At 42.4% G+C, this 21,090-nt stretch carries 15 protein-coding genes; 1 reads left to right on the top strand and 14 read right to left on the bottom strand.

The annotated features are described in order from the left end of the window. Window positions 1-4: 4 nt before the first annotated feature. From BUC17_RS05455 to thrA, 8 genes are all read right to left on the bottom strand, one after another. Window positions 5-1,336 (bottom strand): outer membrane beta-barrel protein, encoded by a 1,332-nt coding sequence (locus BUC17_RS05455; protein WP_073362402.1) that lies wholly within the window; start codon window positions 1,334-1,336, stop codon window positions 5-7. A 40-nt stretch (window positions 1,337-1,376) separates the two neighbouring features. Next, entirely contained in the window at window positions 1,377-1,634 is a 258-nt protein-coding gene (locus BUC17_RS05450; RefSeq protein ID WP_073362401.1) for an LSm family protein, read from the bottom strand. Then, a complete protein-coding gene (locus BUC17_RS05445) occupies window positions 1,621-3,597 on the bottom strand; it encodes a KUP/HAK/KT family potassium transporter (RefSeq protein ID WP_073362400.1) in 1,977 nt (658 codons plus the stop codon). The genes BUC17_RS05450 and BUC17_RS05445 overlap by 14 nt, the downstream gene beginning before the upstream one ends. 165 nt (window positions 3,598-3,762) lie before the next feature. Next, window positions 3,763-4,440, bottom strand: coding sequence for a response regulator (locus BUC17_RS05440; RefSeq protein WP_073362398.1), 678 nt, complete (start codon window positions 4,438-4,440; stop codon window positions 3,763-3,765). Further along, window positions 4,433-5,491, bottom strand: a complete 1,059-nt coding sequence (locus tag BUC17_RS05435; protein ID WP_073362396.1) for a sensor histidine kinase — start codon at window positions 5,489-5,491, stop codon at window positions 4,433-4,435. The genes BUC17_RS05440 and BUC17_RS05435 overlap by 8 nt, the downstream gene beginning before the upstream one ends. 188 nt (window positions 5,492-5,679) lie before the next feature. Further along, a complete protein-coding gene (thrC, locus tag BUC17_RS05430) occupies window positions 5,680-6,972 on the bottom strand; it encodes a threonine synthase (protein ID WP_073362394.1) in 1,293 nt (430 codons plus the stop codon). Window positions 6,973-7,085: 113 nt separating this feature from the next. Next, entirely contained in the window at window positions 7,086-8,021 is a 936-nt protein-coding gene (locus BUC17_RS05425) for a homoserine kinase (RefSeq protein WP_073362392.1), read from the bottom strand. A 10-nt stretch (window positions 8,022-8,031) separates the two neighbouring features. Continuing rightward, the gene (gene thrA, locus BUC17_RS05420) at window positions 8,032-10,479 is read right to left on the bottom strand and encodes a bifunctional aspartate kinase/homoserine dehydrogenase I (protein WP_073362390.1); all 2,448 of its coding nucleotides are present in this window, start codon (window positions 10,477-10,479) and stop codon (window positions 8,032-8,034) included. A 420-nt stretch (window positions 10,480-10,899) separates the two neighbouring features. Here thrA and hutH point away from each other — a divergent pair, with 420 nt between their 5' ends. Beyond that, window positions 10,900-12,399: a histidine ammonia-lyase gene (hutH, locus tag BUC17_RS05415; RefSeq protein ID WP_073362457.1), complete on the top strand. Its 1,500-nt coding sequence runs from the start codon at window positions 10,900-10,902 to the stop codon at window positions 12,397-12,399. A gap of 6 nt (window positions 12,400-12,405) precedes the next feature. Here the strand turns inward: hutH and BUC17_RS05410 are convergent, their stop codons facing one another. From BUC17_RS05410 to BUC17_RS05380, 6 genes are all read right to left on the bottom strand, one after another. After that, window positions 12,406-13,578, bottom strand: a complete 1,173-nt coding sequence (locus BUC17_RS05410; RefSeq protein WP_083544756.1) for an OmpA family protein — start codon at window positions 13,576-13,578, stop codon at window positions 12,406-12,408. Between the two features lie 6 nt (window positions 13,579-13,584). Continuing rightward, window positions 13,585-15,744, bottom strand: a complete 2,160-nt coding sequence (locus BUC17_RS05405) for a carboxypeptidase-like regulatory domain-containing protein (RefSeq protein WP_083544753.1) — start codon at window positions 15,742-15,744, stop codon at window positions 13,585-13,587. 297 nt (window positions 15,745-16,041) lie between these two features. Further along, window positions 16,042-16,632, bottom strand: a complete 591-nt coding sequence (locus tag BUC17_RS05395) for a hypothetical protein (RefSeq protein WP_073362384.1) — start codon at window positions 16,630-16,632, stop codon at window positions 16,042-16,044. Between the two features lie 13 nt (window positions 16,633-16,645). Further along, window positions 16,646-17,014, bottom strand: a complete 369-nt coding sequence (locus BUC17_RS05390; RefSeq protein WP_073362382.1) for a DUF1304 domain-containing protein — start codon at window positions 17,012-17,014, stop codon at window positions 16,646-16,648. After that, a complete protein-coding gene (gene rimK, locus BUC17_RS05385; RefSeq protein ID WP_073362381.1) occupies window positions 17,005-18,369 on the bottom strand; it encodes a 30S ribosomal protein S6--L-glutamate ligase in 1,365 nt (454 codons plus the stop codon). The genes BUC17_RS05390 and rimK overlap by 10 nt, the downstream gene beginning before the upstream one ends. Window positions 18,370-18,445: 76 nt before the next feature. After that, complete coding sequence (locus BUC17_RS05380) at window positions 18,446-20,989, bottom strand: ATP-dependent Clp protease ATP-binding subunit (RefSeq protein WP_073362379.1); 2,544 nt, start codon at window positions 20,987-20,989, stop codon at window positions 18,446-18,448. Between the last annotated feature and the right edge of the window lie 101 nt (window positions 20,990-21,090).

The following is a 21,090-nucleotide window of genomic DNA, read 5'->3' as shown; positions in this document are numbered from 1 at the left end:
AGTATTACAAACGGAAGTTCATCGCCAAGATTACCCGATGTTCTTGTTTACGCAAATCGGCTTTCCAGTCCGCTGTAATTGGGTCTGTGGTAAATCCAGTGGGCGAAGTTGTACCACCACGGCCCGCAAAATAAGGCACATTGGACTGACGGTAGTTGTATTCCAAGCGGAAAGTCACAACATCGGAAGGCATCCAATCCAAAGTGGCACTGGTTTGAAACATTCGTAATTTTTCGCCATTGGCCATTGCTAACTCATAACCATTGGGCATAGTACTATTACTTTGGGCGGGAGTAAAGGCCAAATAACTTCCGGGATTGGTCACATAATCGGCTCGAGTGGTTAACGCCAAATGGTTGTCGTTCCACCAAATGCGGTGGGCTAGCGAACTTCCGGTCATGAAATTGGATTTGCCTGAAACACCAGAGCCATTTTGAATACCGTAATGATTATTCAAACTAAACGCGGCTTGGGTAATTCCGTGTTTTTTATTTTCGGGATGATAATAGCGATACACAATACTATTATCATGGTGAAAGCGCACCACATCGGATAAACTACCATCGGGATTGCGACTGTCACGACCCAAATAGAAATTGGCGACTAACTGAATGTTCTCGTTAGGTCGGTAGTAGTTCGAACTCCCGATCCCCGGACTTTTGCTCCAGCTGTTGTAGGATTGCCATCCATTGAGGAGCCACAACTCGGTGCGGTAATTTTTGGTTGGAAAATATTGTACACGAGCCCCTTGAAAATAAAACGGCGTGAAGTCGCACACCATACTGCGTTGGTAGCTCCAATTTTCTTGGGTAATATAGCTCTCCAGTCCGATGTAGCTCATAAAAATTCCCATTTCAACATTCAAGCCATAATTTACATCAAAGTGATAACCAGCTGCGGCTTCGCGAATAAATTTTAAATTCCCAGTTCCTGTATTGCGTCCACGAGCAACAGACCCATCCGTTTCTTGAATAATATGCAGCATACTTCCGGTTTGTAACCACAATCGACCGATAGCGTTTTTATAATTGGTTTCCAATCCGATGCTTGCAAGTGCAATGCTAAATTCGTTGGCCCGACCCGTTACCGCAGAAATCGTTTGGGTATTGTCTTTAGGGCGGTTAAAATTATAATTAAAATACCCATCCAAATACACGACACCCGTAACGATGGTTTCCCCGTTTTTGTCTTTTAATTGTAAGGGAAAATCTTGTTGGCGATTTTGACCGTTGATCCAACGGAGGTTGTAATTTTCAAAAGGAACTTTGGTAGAATTCGTTTGTGCTTGGATGGAAAAGGTGAAAAGTAAACTCCCAAGTATGTGTTTTATCTTCATAAATGATAAATTGAATTATAAATAGATATGTGTTTGATTTTCAATTAAAAAAAACAGAATATAAATCTTCATGTTTTAATGTAATGCCTTCTGATTGCGCAAGAGACAAAACGGAAGGCGTGGGTTGTAAAGGATCCACTTCATGAAAGTCCCAACGCTCTACAAAATGCCGTGCTCCGTGATAAAATCCGGTGAAAACGCCGCATAATTTTTCCCCCGATTGCAATTCGATTTGGACTTTTACATCCGTTAACTGATCCAGTTGATCGTACAAGACTTTTGATTTATCGGTTTTCATAGGTTTCACGTTGAAGTTCAATCGGTGCAGCAGGTTGATAGACAAGTGGCACATCTTCTACAATCACATCGCTTTTGTCCAATCCAAATGCTTTTTCGTCGCTAATGCCCAACTGTTTCATATGATAATAGCTATTTAATAATAGACTGTCACGAATTGAAAATTCATTTTCAACCGATAAATATTTCTCAATGACAATAAATTTGAAATCAGGTTCGCTGTTGTATTTGGTCGAACCGTCGGGACGAATGTGCAGGTTGAGTTCTTGGCATTGCACCAAATCCTGTACAATTTTCTTGAAAAGCAATTCGGTTTTGGGTTGGATGCGAAACCCAATATTGATATTTACTTTTATTACTTTATCATCGATAAGCTCCGATACTGTATAGCTTAATGTATATGGGTCATTGGTGCGATTGAGATGCAAAAACCAATACACGTCAGCCCGTTTTGGTTTTTTACTGAAAATTGATTTAATAATTTTTTCCTCAATTTGTGCTCTACGATCTGCTTTCGTGAGATAAATTAGATGGGTAGCGGTTTTCGGTATTGAATCATCTTCACTAAGTTCTTGTAGCATATGAGTATACTGACCCAATTCAGCAAAGCGAGTATACCGATTGTGAATTTTTCGGGCTTCATACCAAATATACATCACAATAAAAATTCCTAGTTCGAAGAATAAAAACATCCAACGTTCTTTAATTTTCGCCACATTGGCAATAAAGAAGGACGTTTCTACAATACTGAATAAGGTCAAAATTCCGATCACTTGCCAACGTTGCCATTTCAATCGGTAATACAAGAAATAACCCAGTAAAACCGTAGTCATCATCATGGTAATGGTAATTGAGAATCCGTAAGCCGCTTCCATGTGTTCGGAAGAACGGAAATACAAAATCATCAGCACACAACCAAACCACAAAACAGTATTCACAGACGGAATATAAATTTGTCCTTTCATTTCAGAAGGTTGACGCACCGCCACTCGAGGCCAGAAATTCAAGTTCATGGCTTCATTAATGAGGGTATAACTTCCACTGATTAAGGCTTGGGAGGCAATGACGGTAGCCATGGTTGCGATAATAATCGACGGCACCAAGAACCAATCGGGGACAATTTCATAAAACGGATTTTTTCCGTCCAAGAAATCACTTTTTTGATGCATCATCCAAGCAGCTTGCCCGAGATAATTCACTACCAAACTGATTTTGACAAAAACCCAACTGATGCGAATGTTTTTCAAGCCACAATGGCCCAAATCGGAATACAAGGCTTCGGCCCCCGTGGTACAAAGGAAAACCGAACCCAACAACCAGAACCCCGCGGGATACTGACTCAACATTTCATAGGCATAGTAGGGGTTTAACGCTTTTAAAATTTCGGGATGATATGTGATTTGATGTACCCCCAACAGAAACAGCATACTAAACCAAACCAACATCACGGGTCCAAACGAGCGTCCGATAATGTGTGTGCCAAACCGTTGGAAGAAAAAGAGCAAAGAGAGAATCACGATAACAATTCCAATGGTCAAGGAATTACCAGCGACAATTGTATTTTCCAAGCCTTTCACCATGCCTAATCCTTCTACAGCTGATGCGACAGAGATGGGTGGCGTGATAATTCCGTCTGCTAATAATGTTGTTGCGCCTAAAATAGCAGGAATCACCAGTTTTTTACCATAGCGACGAACCAAGGCGTAAAGAGAGAAAATCCCGCCTTCTCCATTATTATCGGCTTTTAAGGTGAGCCAAATGTACTTGATGGAAGTTTGGAGTGTAAGGGTCCAAAAGATGGCCGAAACGCCACCGTAAACGAGTATTTCCTCGATTTTTCGATTGCCCATGACAGCGCGAAGGGCGTAGAGTGGACTCGTTCCGATGTCCCCATAAATTATTCCGAGCGCCACTAAAACCGAGGCCAAGGTAACTTTTTGCGTAAGCGAATGCTTTGAATTCATAATAGTAAACTTTGATGAGGCAAAGTTCGCTCGCTATCTATCGGTAAAATCTAAAGAAAGAGGGGATGGGTGTAAAGATTTTATAAAGAAAAGAGAATGAAATTATGAATTATGAATTATGAATTATGAATTATGAATTAACTTATTACTCATAACTCATAACTATTAAATAAACCGGTAGCCCACACCACTTTCCGTCAATATGTGTTCGGGTTGGTTGGGGTTGGTTTCAATTTTTTTGCGAAGGGTACCAATAAAAACCCGTAAATACTGGGTTTCCGTTTGGGCACCTACGCCCCAGATTTCTTTCAAAATGTATTGGTGGGTGAGTACCCGACCTTCGTTTTTCAGCAATAAAACCAATAAAGAAAACTCAGTGGCGGTGAGTTTGATCCCTTCGCCAGCCTTTTTAACAGTATGCGCTGTGAGATCAACTTCTAAGTCGCCCGAGGTAAATACAGTCGTTCCATTGTTGGTTTGCTGACTGCGTAAAGCCGACCGAATACGGGCTTGCAATTCAGCCGTGCGAAAGGGTTTGGTCAAATAATCGTTTGCCCCATTATCCAAGGCCTTCACAATATCTGCTTCTTGATCCAACGCTGACAAGATAAAAATGGGTTTGTTGTACCAAAGTCGGAGCTCCTTCAAGACCTCATGGCCATTCATATCCGGCAAACCCAAATCCAATAAAATCAAATCGGGCGTATGATTCGCTGCCAAGAGAATCCCTTGCTTGCCATTTTCTGCCAAGATCACTTTGTAACCACTATTCTCTAACGTGATTTCCAACAAGCGCCGAATCTGGGGTTCGTCATCAATGATTACGATACGGGCGTTATTCATTTTTCAATTGATTCAAATAATTGGTTTTTACTGGGATTTGCATCAATAGCTGTAATCCCGAACGGTCACTGCGGTTCTGGGCTTTTACCGAACCTTGTAAGGCTTCGATATAACCTTTGACAATCGACAATCCCAATCCTGTTCCTCCCGTTTGGGTCTGCGGTAAACGGTAAAACTTTTCAAATAAGGTTTCCAATTGTGCATCGGGAACACCCGGACCCTCATCGGTAATGCTGATTTCTAATAGATCATTTGAAATGGCAACTTCAATGTAAACGTTACCTTGTGTATAAAGTAGCGCATTTTTCACAACGTTCAACACAATTTGATCCCACAATCCCGCATCCGTTTGGCACAACGGCAACTGTTCGTTCGGAGTGAAATGTATTCTTCTTTGATCGGGAAAATGATGCTGTAACGTGCCGTGTATGATTTCGTTGATGTCGCACCATTCCATTTTTGGCGCAAGCAAACCCGATTCAAGGCGGCTCACATTCAAAATATTATTCACTTGCAAATGCAGTTGGAGTCCGGCCGACTCTATCTGTTGCAATAAATCGGTTTGTTCTTGGGGAGCCAACTTTTCTTTCAATTGTTGCAAGGTTTCTGCCGAACCGATTATCGTGGCTATCGGTGTGCGCAACTCGTGCGAAAGTGAATTGAAGAAAGTGGAGTACAAGGTTAAGGTGCGTTCTTTTTCAGCTTGTTCCTGATTTTTTTGCTCTATTTTCCGAATGCGACGCATGAACACCACATTGACCATTGCGATTACAAAATACATGGTGAAGAGTAAAATGTCTTCCGGACTGGAAATGTGGAATGTGAATAGGGGCGGAATAAAAAAGAAGTTCCAAACCAACGCACTCAAGGCCGCCAAAATCAAAATGGGTAAGATTTCAAAGGTCATAGCCATAATCGATACCGTCATCAGCAAAAGCAAGGCGACCACACGATAGCCCAAAACGTCCCGAAAAATAAAGCACGGCAAACAAACCAACAGTAGTATGACTACGCCAGTACCCAATTGTTTAATCCATGGTTTGGTTTGCATTCCACAAAGGTACGGACTTGGATATAAAGAAAAAGTAAATTTTAAGGCACGATTAATGAATATTTTTTAGGCAGCACAAGCCTGGTTTTCAAAGGCACAAGGGTCCCGCTTTCGCCTTTATCTCTCCGCTACGCTTCGAGGATATCGGCTCTATCGGGGCTGTATCGACGTTTTGTGTATTTAAGAAATTATCTATTTAATAAAAAGGATTTCAATTGCGCATACGTTGCTATACGTGTTTTTACCTTTTCCAAGGGTAAGAGCTGGGCAATAGCTTCGGGCAATGGCAATTCAATCGATAACGTATTTTCAACTTCTTCTAAAAACTTAACAGGATGCGCAGTTTCCAAAAACAAACCTATCGCGTAGGGATGATTTTTTAAGGTCTCCTGCAATCCCAAATAACCCACCGCGCCATGCGGTTCGGCAATGTACCCGGTTTGGGAATAGAGGGTTTGCATTACAGCACGTGTTTGTTCGTCGGTATAGGAGTAGGAGGAAAAGTCGTTCAATATAGCTTCTAGACTGTGATCATACATGGCTTGAATGCGCACAAAATTACTCGGATTCCCTACATCCATAGCATTGGAAATGGTCGGTTTTGAAGGTTTTGGAATATACTTTCCGGTTTGTAAAAATTCGGGAACGGTATCATTTACATTGGTGGCGGCTACAAAGTGGGCAATCGGCAATCCCATTTTTTTAGCCAATAAACCGGCACAAATATTCCCAAAATTACCACTCGGACACGAAACGATGATTTCTTTATGGTGCTTTTTCAATTGTTGCCACGCAAAGAAATAATACAACATCTGCGGCAACCATCGCGCCACATTAATGGAATTGGCTGAGGTGAGTCCACTACCTTTTAAATCCGTATCCAAAAAAGCGGTTTTTACCATGTCTTGGCAATCGTCAAAAACGCCATCCACTTCAAGCGCATGAATGTTTTGTCCTAACGTTGTCAATTGCCGTTCTTGAATATCACTCACTTTTCCCGAAGGGTAGAGAATAACGACATTCACGCCTTTTACCCCTAAAAATCCACTGGCAACCGCACCACCGGTATCACCGGAAGTAGCTACCAAAACCGTTACTTTTTCCTCAGAATTTCGGTTGAAATAGCCCAAACAACGCGACATGAATCGGGCGCCCACGTCTTTGAAGGCGAGGGTCGGACCGTGGTACAGTTCCAAGCTAAAAATACTATCATGTACCGCCACACACGGGAAATCAAAGCACAGAGTTTCTTCTATGATTTGCCGTAATTCCGCTTCAGGAATACTTTCACCCACAAAAGGCGCCATCACTTGAAAAGCCACTTCCTCACGGGAATACTGCTCTAAGTTGGCAATAAATTCGGGTGATAAAGTTGGAATCTGTTCGGGATAATAGAGTCCGCGATCGGGAGCAATACCCGCAATAACGGCTTCTTTAAACGATACTTTATGGTTGGGGTTGTTGAGACTGTAGTAGTTCATGGTGGAAGTTTCAGGTTTCAGGTTTAAAGTTTCAGGTTTCAGGTTTCAGGTTTCAGGTTTCAAGTTTCAGGTTTCAAGTTTCAAGTTTCAGGTTTCAAGTTTCAGGTTTCAAGTTAAGCGATAGATTCTAAAATACGAACGCCTTCGGTATCAATGGCTGAAATGTGGATGTCAAAAGCAATTCCGGTTTCCAAATAGGCCTGACTCATGGCAAAGGCGGTTTTTTCCGCTTGGGAAATGCCTTTGCACAAGGCAAAAACGGAAGGACCTGCTCCCGAGATTCCAGCACCCAAAGCGCCACTGTGTAGTGCAGCCGACTTGAGTTCGTCAAAAAACGGAATGAGTCCCTTTCGCAAAGGTTCGATGACCACATCTTGCAACGAACGTCCAATCAACGCATAATCTTGGGTACATAGTCCGGCAACCAGTCCGCCCACATTGCCCCATTGGGTAATGGCCGATTTTAAGGAAATGTTGGGTTCCAAAACAGCCCGTGCATCGGCAGTTTTTAACTCAATTTGCGGGTGGAGTACAACGGCAAATAGTTCGTTCGGTGCTTGAATTTCGACCACATCCAACGGCCCGTAACCGCGAATTAAGGTGAAGTTGCCCAACATACAAGGGGCAACATTATCCGCATGTTCACAACCGCTTGCAATGGCTTCGCCTTTCATCGCTGCATTAAGCAATTCTTTTTTGGAAAGCGGATACCCCAAAAGGGCATTGATTCCAAACGCAGCTCCTGAAGCACTTGCCGACGAACTGCCAATGCCGCTTCCGGCTCGGATTTTTTTATGGATTTCGATTTCAATACCAAAATCGGGTTCGCCCACTTCATCCAATACGGCCTGTGCGGCTACTCCGGCAACATTTTTATCAATTTCGAAAGGCAAAGTAGCGCCTGTGATTTTGGTTATTCGCAAACCTTTTTCAGCTACTTTTCGAAAAATCATTTCATCTCCAATGGCTTGCAAGCAAACACCAATGACGTCAAAGCCACAATTCAAATTGGCAATCGAAGCCGGAGCAAAGAGTTTGAGTTCGGTCATCACTTTTTATTTAAAAATTACCAATTCGGATTACATCGGCAAAAATTCCAGAAGCCGTAACCGCAGCTCCAGCGCCCGCACCTTTGATCAATAAGGGTTGGTCGACATAACGGTCAGTGTAAAATAAGACAATATTATCTTTTCCTTCCAAATTATAAAACGGATGATCTTTGGGGATAAACTGCAATCCTACCGAAGCTTTTCCTTGGTCAAATTCGGCGACAAACTTAATGCGACAATCTTTGGCTTTGGCTTCATCCAATAACACATTGAAATGCGCTTCATGTTGAATCAACGAGGCAAAGAAATCGGGATTGTTGGTCGTTTGCATGCAGGCTTCCGGTAAGAAACAACGGTTGTCAATGGCTTCCATATTCATTTGATACCCACTTTCCCGAATAAGAATAAGTATTTTTCGGGCCACATCTACACCACTCAAATCGATTTTAGGATCGGGTTCGGTAAATCCTTGAACGCCCGCTTCTTTTACCACATCATGGAAACTATAGGTCGAACTGAAATTATTGAAGATAAAATTCAAACTCCCCGATAAAACAGCCTGAATTTTATGCACTTTATCTCCGGAGGCGATGAGGTGTTTTAAGGTGTCAATGATGGGTAATCCGGCACCCACATTGGTTTCAAACAAAAAGGGGGCATTGTATTGACGGGACAAGTCTTTGAGTTTGCGATAATGTGGATAATCCGACGAACAAGCAATTTTATTACAGGTCACCACCGCTACGGATTCTTTTAGAAAATGTTCATACAACATCGCCACCGATTCATTGGCGGTATTGTCCACAAAAATACTGTTACGCAGGTTAAGTGATTTAACCTTAGCGATAAACTGTTGTGCATCTGCTGGAACTCCTTGTTCAAGTGCAGATTTCCAATCTTTTAAAGCAATTCCTTCTTCTTCAAAAACCATTTTCTTGGAATTGGCTAAAGCCACCACGCGCACGTTCAGTTTCAAATTTTCTTTTAAAAACTTTTTCTGTTGGTGAATTTGATCCAAAAACTTTTCCCCCACATTGCCAACGCCCATCACAAATAAATTCAACTGTTTCAGATTGTCTTCAAAAAAGCGTTCGTGCAATGTATTCAATGCTTTTTTGACATCTTTTTCATTGATCACTACAGATATGTTTCGTTCGGAAGCCCCTTGGGCAATGGCGCGAATGTTGACGTTGTTTTTTCCTAAAGTACTAAACATTTTTCCTGAAATACCCTGATGGTTTTTCATGTTTTCACCTACCAAAGCGACAATGCAAAGTTCAGTTTCCACTTGGCAAGCATCAATTTTACCTTGCGTAATTTCGAGCGCAAATTCAGTGTTAATTGCAGCTTGTGCTTTGGAGGCATCTTGTGCTTGAATCCCTACACAAATCGAATGTTCTGAAGAAGCTTGTGTAATGAAAATCACGTTGATTTGTTCGCGAGACAATACTTCGAATAAACGTTTGGACGAACCTGCAACGCCAATCATTCCGGAACCTTCCAAGGTTACCAAAGCAATTTTATCGATATGAGAAATGCCTTTGATGGGGTTAGTTACGCCATCAGGATAGGCGCAAATGAAAGTGCCTTCTGCATCGGGTTCGAAAGTGTTTTTGATCCAAATCGGAATTTCGGATTTCAAAACAGGTTGAATCGTTGGCGGGTAGAGGACTTTGGCACCAAAATGCGATAATTCCATCGCTTCTTGATACGAAATTGTTGCGATAGGTTGGGCTTGTTTGACCAGTTTTGGATTGGCGGTATACATGCCGTTTACATCGGTCCAAATTTCCAAATCACGGGCCTGAATACCATTGGCAATTATAGCTGCGGTATAATCAGAGCCACCGCGACCCAATGTTGTGGTGTTGTTATTTTGGTCACGGGCAATAAATCCCGGTAATAGTGTAACTTTTTGATTAGATGATGAAAAGAAATCCTGAATTAAAGTATTGGTTGTTTCAAAATCCACTTGAGCTTTGCCGTAATTAGCATCGGTGACGATCAACTCCCGGCTGTCTTTGAAGTTGCTTGCAGGCAATTGGAGTTGCAGCGCTTTGGCTATAATTTGAGCAGAAAGTAGTTCGCCCATTCCTGCAATGGCATCGGCGGTTCTCGGACTTCTTTCGCCCAACAAATAACAGCCGTCCAATAAGGTTTTTAGTTGTTGCAATTCTGATTGTACAGCTGCAATGATTTCCGCTTGTTCCACCGCTGGAATTAGTTCGTCAATAGCCGTTTTGTGTTTGCCTTCAATTTCTTGAAAAAGTTGCCGATACGAAGTGTCTTTCAAAGCCGCTTTTTCCGAAGCTTGCAACAGTAAGTCGGTTACCCCGCTAAAAGCAGAAACGACCACGGCTAAACGATGGTGTTTTGCTTTTTCTGTAATAATCGAAAGGCATTTTTGTATGTTGGCGGCGTTGGCTACAGAGGTTCCGCCGAATTTAAGGGTTTTCATGTTAAGGTTTCAAGTTTAAAGTTTTAAGTTTCAGGGAACTGATTACAATGAATTTGTTTTGAATACAAGAGTTGGCATGCTTTTAAAAAGCATCCGCGAAAGGACGATATGTGTACAATGAACCCCTTATGGGGTCGTGGTGGTTGTGCCATAGAAAACAACAGCCGAAGTTGTGGCTGAAAAAGTATAAAACGTTGTTTTCAATGCTAATTTCATAATGACAAAGTTAAAACAATGCGGTAAACAACAAAGTTTGGCCTAAACTTTTGCGAATATTAAAATAGTATATCGTTATCGGAATTTGAATTGTCAACAAATTCTTTTTTTTAGGACAGTTTTTACAGATATGTCAATAAAAATCCAAAGTTTTTGTTGCATAATCTAATGGGTTTGTTGAATTTTGGACGCAAATCAGGTTTCATGGATACCCTACATTACATTAGTTCAGAGGTTTTAACACTAGAACAATTGCACGAAATCATTCATCAAGGCAAAACAATCGCATTGTCGGAGGATGCCAAGGTGAATATTCAAAAATGCCGTTCCTATTTGGATGCCAAAATGGCGGCGCAAAGTGACCCCATTTACGGAATCAATACCGGATTTGGATCGTTGTGTAATGTGAAAATTTCCAATGACAACTTGTCTCAATTGCAGGTCAACCTGATGAAGTCGCATGCCTGTGGCACCGGACCCGAAGTACCGCACGAGATTGTTAAATTGATGCTATTGTTGAAAGTACAATCCTTAAGTTATGGACATTCGGGCGTGCAATTGGCCACGGTAGAACGTTTGATTGACTTTTACAACCATGATATTCTTCCTGTAGTTTACGAACAAGGCTCGTTGGGCGCCAGTGGTGATTTAGCCCCCTTAGCGCATTTGTGTTTGCCCTTGATTGGTGAAGGTGAGGTGTATGCAGATGGTTTCCGTCAACCTGCGGCTAAAGTGTTGCAAAACAAAGGTTGGGACCCCATCGTTTTGCAATCCAAAGAAGGATTGGCCTTGTTGAACGGTACCCAGTTTATGAGTGCTTACGGTTGTTTTGTGCTTTTGAAAGCCATGAAACTGACCTATTTATCCGATGTTGTAGCGGCCATTTCTTTGGAAGCCTTTGACGGTCGTATCGAACCTTTTGATGATTTGATTCATTACGTTCGTCCGCACAAGGGACAGGTGACCACGGCCGAACGCATGCGCGATTTATTGGAAGGCAGCGAAATCATTGGGCAACCCAAACAACACGTACAAGATCCGTATTCGTTCCGTTGTATTCCACAAGTGCATGGGGCGAGTAAAGATGCCTTGGAGTATGTGAAAAAAGTGTTCAAAACCGAAATCAATTCGGTGACCGATAATCCCAACATCTTCCGCGAAAGCGATAAAATTATTTCCGGCGGTAATTTCCACGGACAACCCTTGGCGTTGGCGCTTGATTTTATGGGCATAGCCTTGGCCGAAATTGGTAGTATTTCTGAACGCCGTACCTATCAATTGATCTCTGGTTTACGCGGATTGCCTGCGTTCTTGGTCAATGATCCCGGACTCAATTCGGGGTTCATGATTCCGCAATACACGGCGGCGAGTATTGTTAGTCAGAACAAACAATTGGCGACACCTGCTTCGGTTGATAGTATTGTTTCCAGCAACGGACAAGAAGATCACGTGAGTATGGGATCCAATGCCGCCACTAAAGCCTTACGCATTGTGGACAATTTGGAGCGAATTTTAGCCATCGAACTAATGAATGCTTCGCAGGCGATTGAATTCAGAAGACCCCTTCGCAGCAGCGAATTTTTAGAAAGTTTCTTGAAATCGTACCGGGAAGAGGTGCCGCTCGTAGAAGTGGACCGCATTTTACATTACGATATTGAAAAATCGGTGGCGTTTTTACGAAGTTTTGTGATTGATTTAGAGTAAATCAGTCTACAACGGCTCTTCTTTTTTCCGAAACCAATCTCCAATGCGTTGCCAAAGACTTCGGGGTCCGTTGAACTCTTTTCCATCGACCCAAAAATGACTTTTTTCCGAGAGATAATAGGTGTTTCTTCCGTCGGGACGTACTGTTTTGGTGCAACTTGTTAGTGGAAAACTCAATTCATGTTCGAGGCCATTTTTTCTAAATTTCCCTTTGAAATACCCCGATTCTTGTGTAGTTAACCCCACAAATTGGTAGATTTTTTGGTTTCTTTTCTCTTCCACCGCTGAAAAATCAGCCTCCGTGAGTTCAACATCCAAAACATCAATATTTTTATATAATGAAATTTCGATTTCCATTTCCGAAACAGGTCGGTTTTTATCAATGTTTAACCCGCGTTCTCCGCGTAAATAAATACAATTCATCACAACTTCATAGCAAAAGGAATTCGGATTAAAACGCACAGGAACCACAGTTTCTCCCCAACGTTTTTCGCCTTTTTCATTAAAAACCAATCGCCAAACTTTCATGTCGGGATCATATTTTTTACCTTTTGCCAAAGGAAAACAAAAGCGAACGACGGTGTTGGCGTTAACGGTTTTAAACAAGTCTTCATTCGGTTCAAACAAATACATTCCCGCTGTTTTGATTAATTTTTCGTGTATATCAATGGCAAAAACGCGATCGCGAATCATGCTTTTGGTGTCGAAATACGCCGCAATGTTTTTGAAATAGGGCGCTCCAAAGGCAATCGTATCCATCGTTTCCTCCATCAATCCACAACCCCGAATACGGCGGTGCTCAACTGCTACGCTTCGTTGTTTTGCATTCGAATCTAAAAAGGAACATATTCCGTCACCTTTGCAGACCAAAGCAAATTCTTCAATTCCTTTTTGAAGTAAATAATCCGCTACCGAAGTAGCTCGTTGCGTGGAGAGCCATTGGTTATAAGCCAGCGGACCCGTTTCATCCGTATAGCCTGTAACGTGAAACTCATGTTTTAACCCTATCCCATTGTCATAGGGAAAAAGTGAATCCAATTGCTTTTGGTGCCATGAAGTAAGTTGAAACTGGTTGGTGTCAAAATACAATGTAGCTTCCGATTTTTCGGTGGGGTGTTGAGCCATAACCGAACCCAAAACAAGGCTGTTCAATAGTAGCCGAAGGACGAAGTTCCTCATGATACCTTAGTTTTGTTTGATTATTTTTCCATACAAGCTTTGGTCCCCAACGATGACCTTAACGTAATATATGGCATTGGGTAATCCGGTTAGGTCCAAGGTATATTCGGTAGCCGATTCCGTGCGGTAAAAAATTAGTTTTCCCTTGGTGTCAAATAGAAAGACTTCGCTTGCGGGCTGATCTATGCGAAGGGTCACCACATCGGTAGTTGGATTGGGCGCATAGGTAAAGGTAATGGGTTTGTCTTGGGTACTTTGTTCGTTCAAGAGTGTATTTTGTGCAAAGTCCTTTTCCTCTTGATCGCAATGATTGATGGCGCTAAATTGCTGTATGATGCGAAGCAACAGTTCGTTGAGCATTTCCACTTTGGTGCTTTCTGCAGAAGGCGCAATGTGGTTATCTCCAATACCGCTATGGTTGGTCAATGTGAGATACGTTCCATTGGTTTCCAAGGCCAAAGCACGCATCAAATACTCGGTAGATTTGTCAATACCACTGGCGGCTAGGGGAATAATACGAATGCCTTTTTCAGCCGCCTGTCGTCCCAAGAGTTGTAGTTTTTTTATGGTTGCATCTGAATAATGGGGTGGCGCATCCAATACCACAAAAAGAAGTCTTGAAGTCGCATCGTCCTCCCAACTCATTTGATGGATGGCATTTTCCAAGCCTTCAATAACCGCCTCGGGATAATCGCCGCCGCCGCCGGCCCTTTGTTTTTTGATAAATTCTATTACGTTGGGAATAGCCGTCGTAAAATCAAAGTTTTTTACCACATAATCGTCGCCATTGTCGCGGTAAAATAAACTACTCATCGCCACCGTGGCGTCAGGGAGCTGTTGTTTGGTTCGTTCGATCACATCAAACAATTCCGATTGCAAATAGCTGATTTCGTCGCCCATAGAACCGGTGGCATCGATCATAAATCCGATATTGATTTTGGATTGCGAGGTACATTCTTTTTGAAAGGTATAACTGTTGATTCCGTCTAGAAATTCTTTAGGATGTGGGCATAATACGGTCCCTTTTTCATCCGTAATTTGGAAGCCGCCCCCCAAACTAGTACGATCTGTTTCCGGCGAGTCCCACAACTCAGCGCGACCGGTATTGTCGGTTCGACCCACCCAAAGTGTTGTTTCGCCCGATTTAAGAAAAACCTTTTTATTGACCACGGGAAAGCCTTTTTCATTTTTTAAAACCAAGGAATACCGCTTTGTGGGACAGATTTTCCAGTAATTTTTCCATTGATTGAGTTCGTTTTCTGTAAGGCCTTGCCAATAGGTATAATGGCTAAAATCATTGACTTCAGTAGCGGTCAATTGTCCCGCCTTGGGTAGGGTAGCGCTACTTAAACCTGAGGTAGAAGGGGCTGCGTGTCTCGCTTCTTCAACGGCAGCAGCAACAGGTTTGGCCGCCATTGCCAAATCGGGAACGCGGTCAATTTTTTTCGATTTTCTCGAATGATAGGGCAATATTACCACCTCTTCCAAAGTCACACTTGCGTCTTCAAGGACAACATTCATAATCGGATGCGTTACTTTAATTTCAATGGATTTGTAGCCCAAAAATGAAATAAGCAACACATCACCAATTTTTGCGTCGATGCCATAATAGCCCTCGATATCAGTATGCACCCCTTTGGTAGTTCCTTTAATTTGAACTGTGGCCCCAGGGAGCGAACCCGAGGCATCAAACACTCGTCCGATCACAGGTTTTTTAAACGGATTGTCATACCGTTCATGGTCGTTGATTTCAATGCGTTGGGGTTTTTTAACCCGAGCGGAACGGCGATGATTACGTTGATTGGCACGTCGATAGAGACGATCTTCTTTAGCTTGTTGTTTTCTTTCCTGTTTGATGATTTGACGTTTCAACTTTTCAAGATCAATCGTCCAGTGGTCTACCGCTTTTGCTTTAACCCGGTAGTTTCGATAGGGCGTAATCAGCCGAAGGACATCGTTTTTTTGTCCTTTAATCACAAACGTTCCCGTTGCCGTGGTAACCGTAGCGTGATTGTTATTTACATTGATAATCTCGATACCTGAGAAATCTTGCGGGTTATTGCTTACAATGGTACCGCTAAGCGTTTGACACCAAGCCGAGGGCATTACTAAAAGCCCCCACAAAAGGCCGCATAAATAGAGTAGGGAAGTCGGAGTTCGTTGCATACATTCGTTTTTTTGTAAAGAGTGTAACGAACACCAAAAGGTTGGAAAGTGCTGTTTTTTTTGAGGCAGCAACTCATTTTGTCGTTCAAAGGCATACCCACCCGCTGTCCGCTATATCCCCGATTGCCATCGGGGGATGCCGCTTCCATCGGGGCTGAATCGAAATTCGTCGTGCAAATCCAATAAAAAGGAGTTTAGGTAGAATTGCAATTTTTGTGCAACAGAATGATATACTAATAATCGATATGCATGTAATTCAAGCGTTGATTCACAAAACTGAATTTTACATTCTTCAGTTTAGAAAACATACCCTATACGGAAATGCAAATAGGGAACGTATTGATGTCTGTTTTGAATCCCATCATTGCTGTATTGCGACCCTTGATTACGGTTTGCTTTTAAGTAAACAATTCGATACCCGAATCCGAGACCCGTCTCGTAGGTAAAATTGGATCCAATTTGACGTTTAATTCCCCAAGTTGGTACAATGGATAAGTCTGCTGTTTTCGTAAAATTAGCGTCTAAATTGAGTACAAACCAATCGGGATGGTAGCTCGTTTTTATCGAAAGAAAATCCCCACTATTGAAGCTGGTTTTCCTGCCTTGAGCATTTCTCTTACGTAAATTGTAGTATAACCTTGGCTCTACAGTCAAAACGGGTTGTAAAATAAATCCAGCATTATCATAATGTTGCCCCACTGTAAAATCGTGTTCTAATCCAATTTCACTTCGTAAAGCGATAGCATTTGAAAGTCGCGTTTCATTCGTTATCCAAATCCCCGCAATTCCAGTTTGAATGCTATAGAAATTTTTTTCTACTCCAGCTGTGGTCTGACTCGTTATGAGTTGATGTAACCCCAAAAGAAGTAGCACAAGTCCTTTTTTCATATTCTTTTAACCTTTAAATCTCCCGAAACAACACACTCAAAATTCCCAACAAGGCAGGAACACTTTGTACATAAAAAATCCGTTTGCTGGCCGTGGCTGCACCATACAATCCAGCGATAAATACACAGATTAAGAAAAATAAGGCCACATTTTTGGCCCAATTGGGATCCGTAATGGCCAGCGACCACAGTAATCCGGCGGCCAAAAATCCATTATAAAGTCCTTGGTTGGCGGCCAACACCTTTGTTTTTTCAAACAAATCTTCGGGAATGCTTCTAAAAACTTTTTTCGCTTGGGTGGTCCAAGCAAACATTTCCAACCATAAAATGTAGCCGTGCAACAGCGCTATGGCTGCAATAAGGCCTTTTGAAACTACTTCCATTTGAAATTCTTTTCTATTGATTTAATCATTTCTCCCGCAATATCTTTGTTCGTCGCCCCCTCTATACCTTCTAATCCTGGCGATGAGTTCACTTCGAGCAATAACGGCCCTTTGGAGGAGCGAATAATGTCGACACCCGCTACTTTCAAATCCATCGCTTTGGCGGCTTTGATGGCAATCCGTTTTTCTTCGGGCGTTACTTTGACCACAGAGGCGGTTCCCCCCATGTGAATGTTGGCTCTAAATTCTCCCGGTGCTGCTTCTCGTTGCATGGCGGCCACTACTTTTCCATCCACAACAAACAAACGCAAATCCTTTCCATCGGCTTCTTTAATGAATTCTTGGACCAAAATGTTCGCATTCAAACTTTTGAACGCGTTAATCACCGATTCTGCAGCTTTTTTGGTTTCGGCCAATACCACTCCTTTGCCTTGGGTTCCTTCCAAAAGTTTGACAATCAACGGAGTTCCGCCTACCATTTTTATCAAATCATCGGTATCCAAAGGCGAATTGGCAAAACCCGTCGTGGGAATATCAACCCCGTGATGGAGGAGAAGTTGCAACGAGTACAGTTTATCTCGGGATTGTGTAATCGCTTTGGCCGAATTTAAGCAATACACTTTCATCGCCTCAAATTGTCGGGTGAGCGCACAACCATAAAAAGTAATGCTGGGACGAATGCGCGGAATAATCGCATCAAAATTGTCCAATATTTTCCCGCCACGGTAATGAATTTCAGGCTTAACCGCATCGAGTTTCATATAACATTCTTTGATATTCAAAAAATGCATTTCATGCCCCCGTGCTTCTCCCGCTTCCATAATCCGCCGGTTGCTGTAAAGTTCAGGATTACTGGCCAACAAACCAATGCGTAAACCGGTTCGTTGGGCTACGGCTTTTTGGTAAACTTCTTTGAGGTATTCTGTGGTGGGTTCGCCCAACAAGTATTTCTGCTCGGGATCGACCAAAATTCGGCCACTCATGGCTTCACGACCCAGTAGCATGCGAAATCCCATCGAATCGCGATTGGTCAAGGTTACTTCTACCGACCAACATTCGTCACCCAATTGCAAATCGGTTTGAATCACATAGCGCTGTTCGCGATAGCCGCTCGAACTTTTGACGACGCGTTTGTCGACCACTTTGGCTTCACAATGAATAATTGTTTTTTGATTTTTTTGAATGGGATTGATGTCAAATTTTACCCAAGTTTCACCTTCTTTTTGAAAAGGAGCAATATTGACGGCATGAAGCGCAGAGGTTTTAGCACCCGAATCGACGCGCGCTTTTATGGTAGGGAGCCCCAGTTGGGGAAAGCCGCACCATTCTTCCGAACCTAAGATGAGTTTTTGCATGATAAAAAATAAACCACGAAGAAACGAAATAAATGATTTCGATTACTCGTGGTTCGTTTTTAAAGTTATGAAATGATTAATTTGTCGTTTCGCCCTTTTTTTGAACAGTCACCGATAATTCTTCGGCTCCTTCTTCAATGTCCATGTGAATCTCGTCGCCCGAATTAATCTTGGCGGTGATGATTTCCTCGGCAAGCGCATCTTCGACATATTTTTGAATCGCTCTCTTCAACGGACGCGCTCCAAATTGTTTGTCAAATCCTTTGTCGGCAATAAATGCTTTGGCAGTATCCGATAATGTAAGGGTGTATCCTAAATCGGCAATACGTGCGTACAATTTGGACAATTCGATTTCAATAATTTTATCGATATCTTCTTTTTCTAGCGAATTGAAGACAATTACGTCATCAATACGATTCAAGAACTCAGGCGCAAAGGTTTTCTTCAACGCATTTTCGATAATACTTTTGGAATGGTCGTCGGCTTGAGCCACTTTTGCAGCGGTACCAAATCCAACGCCTTGACCGAAATCCTTCAGCTGTCGCGCTCCCACATTGGAAGTCATAATAATAATCGTGTTTTTGAAGTCGATTTTTCGTCCCAAACTATCGGTCAAATAGCCGTCATCCAAAACCTGAAGCATCATGTTGAACACGTCGGGGTGTGCTTTTTCAATTTCATCCAAAAGCACTACACAATACGGTTTACGACGCACTTTTTCGGTCAATTGACCTCCTTCTTCATACCCAACATAACCAGGAGGCGCTCCAATCAAACGAGAAATGGCAAATTTTTCCATATATTCACTCATGTCAATACGAACAAGGGCATCTTCAGAATCAAACAATTCTTTGGCCAATACTTTCGCCAGTTGCGTTTTACCTACCCCTGTTGATCCTAGGAAAATAAAGGAACCAATAGGACGATTCGGATCCTTGAGCCCCGCGCGGTTTCGTTGAATCGAACGCGCAATTTTCAACACGGCATCATTTTGACCAATGACCTTACCTTGAAGTAATTCAGGCAGATGCGCTAGTTTGTTACTTTCCGTTTGTGCAATACGATTGACAGGAATGCCCGTCATCATCGATACCACATCGGCGACATTGTCTTCGGTGACTTGAATACGATTGTTTTTGGAATCCTCTTCCCATTGTTCTTGGGCGATCGCTAGTTCCTTTTCTAACTTTTTCTCGTCATCGCGCAATTTTGCAGCCTCTTCGTACTTCTGCCGTTTTACGACCGAATTTTTAAGTTCGCGGACTTCTTCCAACTGACGCTCCAAGTCCAAAATTTGTTTAGGGACATCAATGTTGGTGATGTGAACGCGTGAACCAGCTTCGTCAAGAGCATCAATCGCTTTGTCGGGAAGGAAACGTTCAGACATGTATCGATCGGTCAATTTCACGCAAGCTTCAATTGCTTCGGGCGTATAAATGACGTTGTGGTGATCTTCGTATTTATTTTTGATGTTATTCAAAATCGTGATGGTTTCGGGCACTGTCGTAGGTTCAACAATTACCTTTTGAAAACGACGTTCCAAAGCCCCATCTTTTTCAATATATTGACGGTATTCATCTAGCGTGGTGGCACCAATACATTGAATTTCGCCACGGGCCAAAGCCGGTTTGAACATATTGGAGGCATCGAGCGAACCCGTAGCACCACCCGCGCCGACAATCGTGTGGATTTCGTCAATAAAAAGAATAATGTCGTCATTTTTCTCCAACTCATTCATCACCGCTTTCATACGCTCTTCAAACTGGCCACGGTATTTTGTTCCCGCTACCAGAGACGCCAAATCTAGCGTTACTACGCGTTTGTTGAATAAGATGCGGGAAACTTTCTTTTGAATAATGCGTAAAGCCAATCCTTCTGCAATAGCTGATTTACCCACCCCGGGTTCACCAATCAACAGGGGATTGTTCTTTTTACGGCGGCTGAGAATCTGAGAAACCCGTTCAATTTCCTTCTCACGACCCACTACAGGGTCCAGTTTTCCTTCTTCAGCCAATTCGGTTAAATCCCGACCAAAGTTGTCTAAAACAGGCGTTTTTGACTTTTTATTGGATTTGTTCGTGGGATTATTAAAATTTTCTCCCTTCAAGCTGTCGTCTTGACCTGAATCGTCATTGTAGGATTCGTTTTTGGGGAGGTTATCCATGAAATCTTCGTCTTTCGGTGTCATTTGTAGATATTGTTCTTTGGCTGTTTCATAATCGATTTTCAATTTGTTTAACAGCTTGGTTGTGGGATCGTTTTCATTGCGAAGTATACACAACAACAAATGTGCCGTGCTAATCGAGGTGCTTTGAAAAACTTTAGCCTCCAAGAAGGTTGTTTTCAAAGCGCGTTCGGCTTGGCGTGTTAAGTGTAAATTCTTTTTTTCGATACTGTGGTCAGCCGAGGGGTTAGGGGGACTTAATACTTCAACCTTACGGCGCAGATGTTCTAAGTCCACCGAAAGATTATTTAATATAGTGATCGCTTTCCCATTGCCATCGCGTAAAATCCCCAGCATCAGATGTTCCGTACCAATAAAGTCGTGTCCCAAGCGTAAGGCCTCTTCTTTACTGTACGTGATTACATCTTTGACTCGAGGTGAAAAATTGTCATCCATAGCAATCCGATTAAGGGTTTTGGTAAAATTACTAAATCTAAGCTGGAATTGCAAAAATCATTCCGATGCTACCTATGGTTGTAAAATGACAAAAAAAAGTG

Origin of the sequence: Flavobacterium fontis (genome assembly GCF_900129405.1) — a bacterium.
GTDB lineage: Bacteria > Bacteroidota > Bacteroidia > Flavobacteriales > Flavobacteriaceae > Flavobacterium > Flavobacterium fontis.
Note: the sequence above shows the minus strand (reverse complement) of the source record. Positions and strands in the feature narration are given on the sequence as shown.

What these genes read in the sequence shown, in the direction of transcription:
- BUC17_RS05445 (WP_073362400.1), bottom strand. Translation starts at nt 3,597, where the DNA reads ATGAATTCAAAGCATTCGCTTACGCAAAAAGTTACCTTGGCCTCGGTT.
- BUC17_RS05380 (WP_073362379.1), bottom strand. Translation starts at nt 20,989, where the DNA reads ATGGATGACAATTTTTCACCTCGAGTCAAAGATGTAATCACGTACAGT.
- thrA (WP_073362390.1), bottom strand. Translation starts at nt 10,479, where the DNA reads ATGAAAACCCTTAAATTCGGCGGAACCTCTGTAGCCAACGCCGCCAAC.
- BUC17_RS05425 (WP_073362392.1), bottom strand. Translation starts at nt 8,021, where the DNA reads ATGACCGAACTCAAACTCTTTGCTCCGGCTTCGATTGCCAATTTGAAT.
- BUC17_RS05440 (WP_073362398.1), bottom strand. Translation starts at nt 4,440, where the DNA reads ATGAATAACGCCCGTATCGTAATCATTGATGACGAACCCCAGATTCGG.
- thrC (WP_073362394.1), bottom strand. Translation starts at nt 6,972, where the DNA reads ATGAACTACTACAGTCTCAACAACCCCAACCATAAAGTATCGTTTAAA.
- BUC17_RS05390 (WP_073362382.1), bottom strand. Translation starts at nt 17,014, where the DNA reads ATGGAAGTAGTTTCAAAAGGCCTTATTGCAGCCATAGCGCTGTTGCAC.
- hutH (WP_073362457.1), top strand. Translation starts at nt 10,900, where the DNA reads ATGGATACCCTACATTACATTAGTTCAGAGGTTTTAACACTAGAACAA.
- BUC17_RS05395 (WP_073362384.1), bottom strand. Translation starts at nt 16,632, where the DNA reads ATGAAAAAAGGACTTGTGCTACTTCTTTTGGGGTTACATCAACTCATA.
- rimK (WP_073362381.1), bottom strand. Translation starts at nt 18,369, where the DNA reads ATGCAAAAACTCATCTTAGGTTCGGAAGAATGGTGCGGCTTTCCCCAA.
- BUC17_RS05450 (WP_073362401.1), bottom strand. Translation starts at nt 1,634, where the DNA reads ATGAAAACCGATAAATCAAAAGTCTTGTACGATCAACTGGATCAGTTA.
- BUC17_RS05435 (WP_073362396.1), bottom strand. Translation starts at nt 5,491, where the DNA reads ATGCAAACCAAACCATGGATTAAACAATTGGGTACTGGCGTAGTCATA.
- BUC17_RS05405 (WP_083544753.1), bottom strand. Translation starts at nt 15,744, where the DNA reads ATGCAACGAACTCCGACTTCCCTACTCTATTTATGCGGCCTTTTGTGG.
- BUC17_RS05455 (WP_073362402.1), bottom strand. Translation starts at nt 1,336, where the DNA reads ATGAAGATAAAACACATACTTGGGAGTTTACTTTTCACCTTTTCCATC.
- BUC17_RS05410 (WP_083544756.1), bottom strand. Translation starts at nt 13,578, where the DNA reads ATGAGGAACTTCGTCCTTCGGCTACTATTGAACAGCCTTGTTTTGGGT.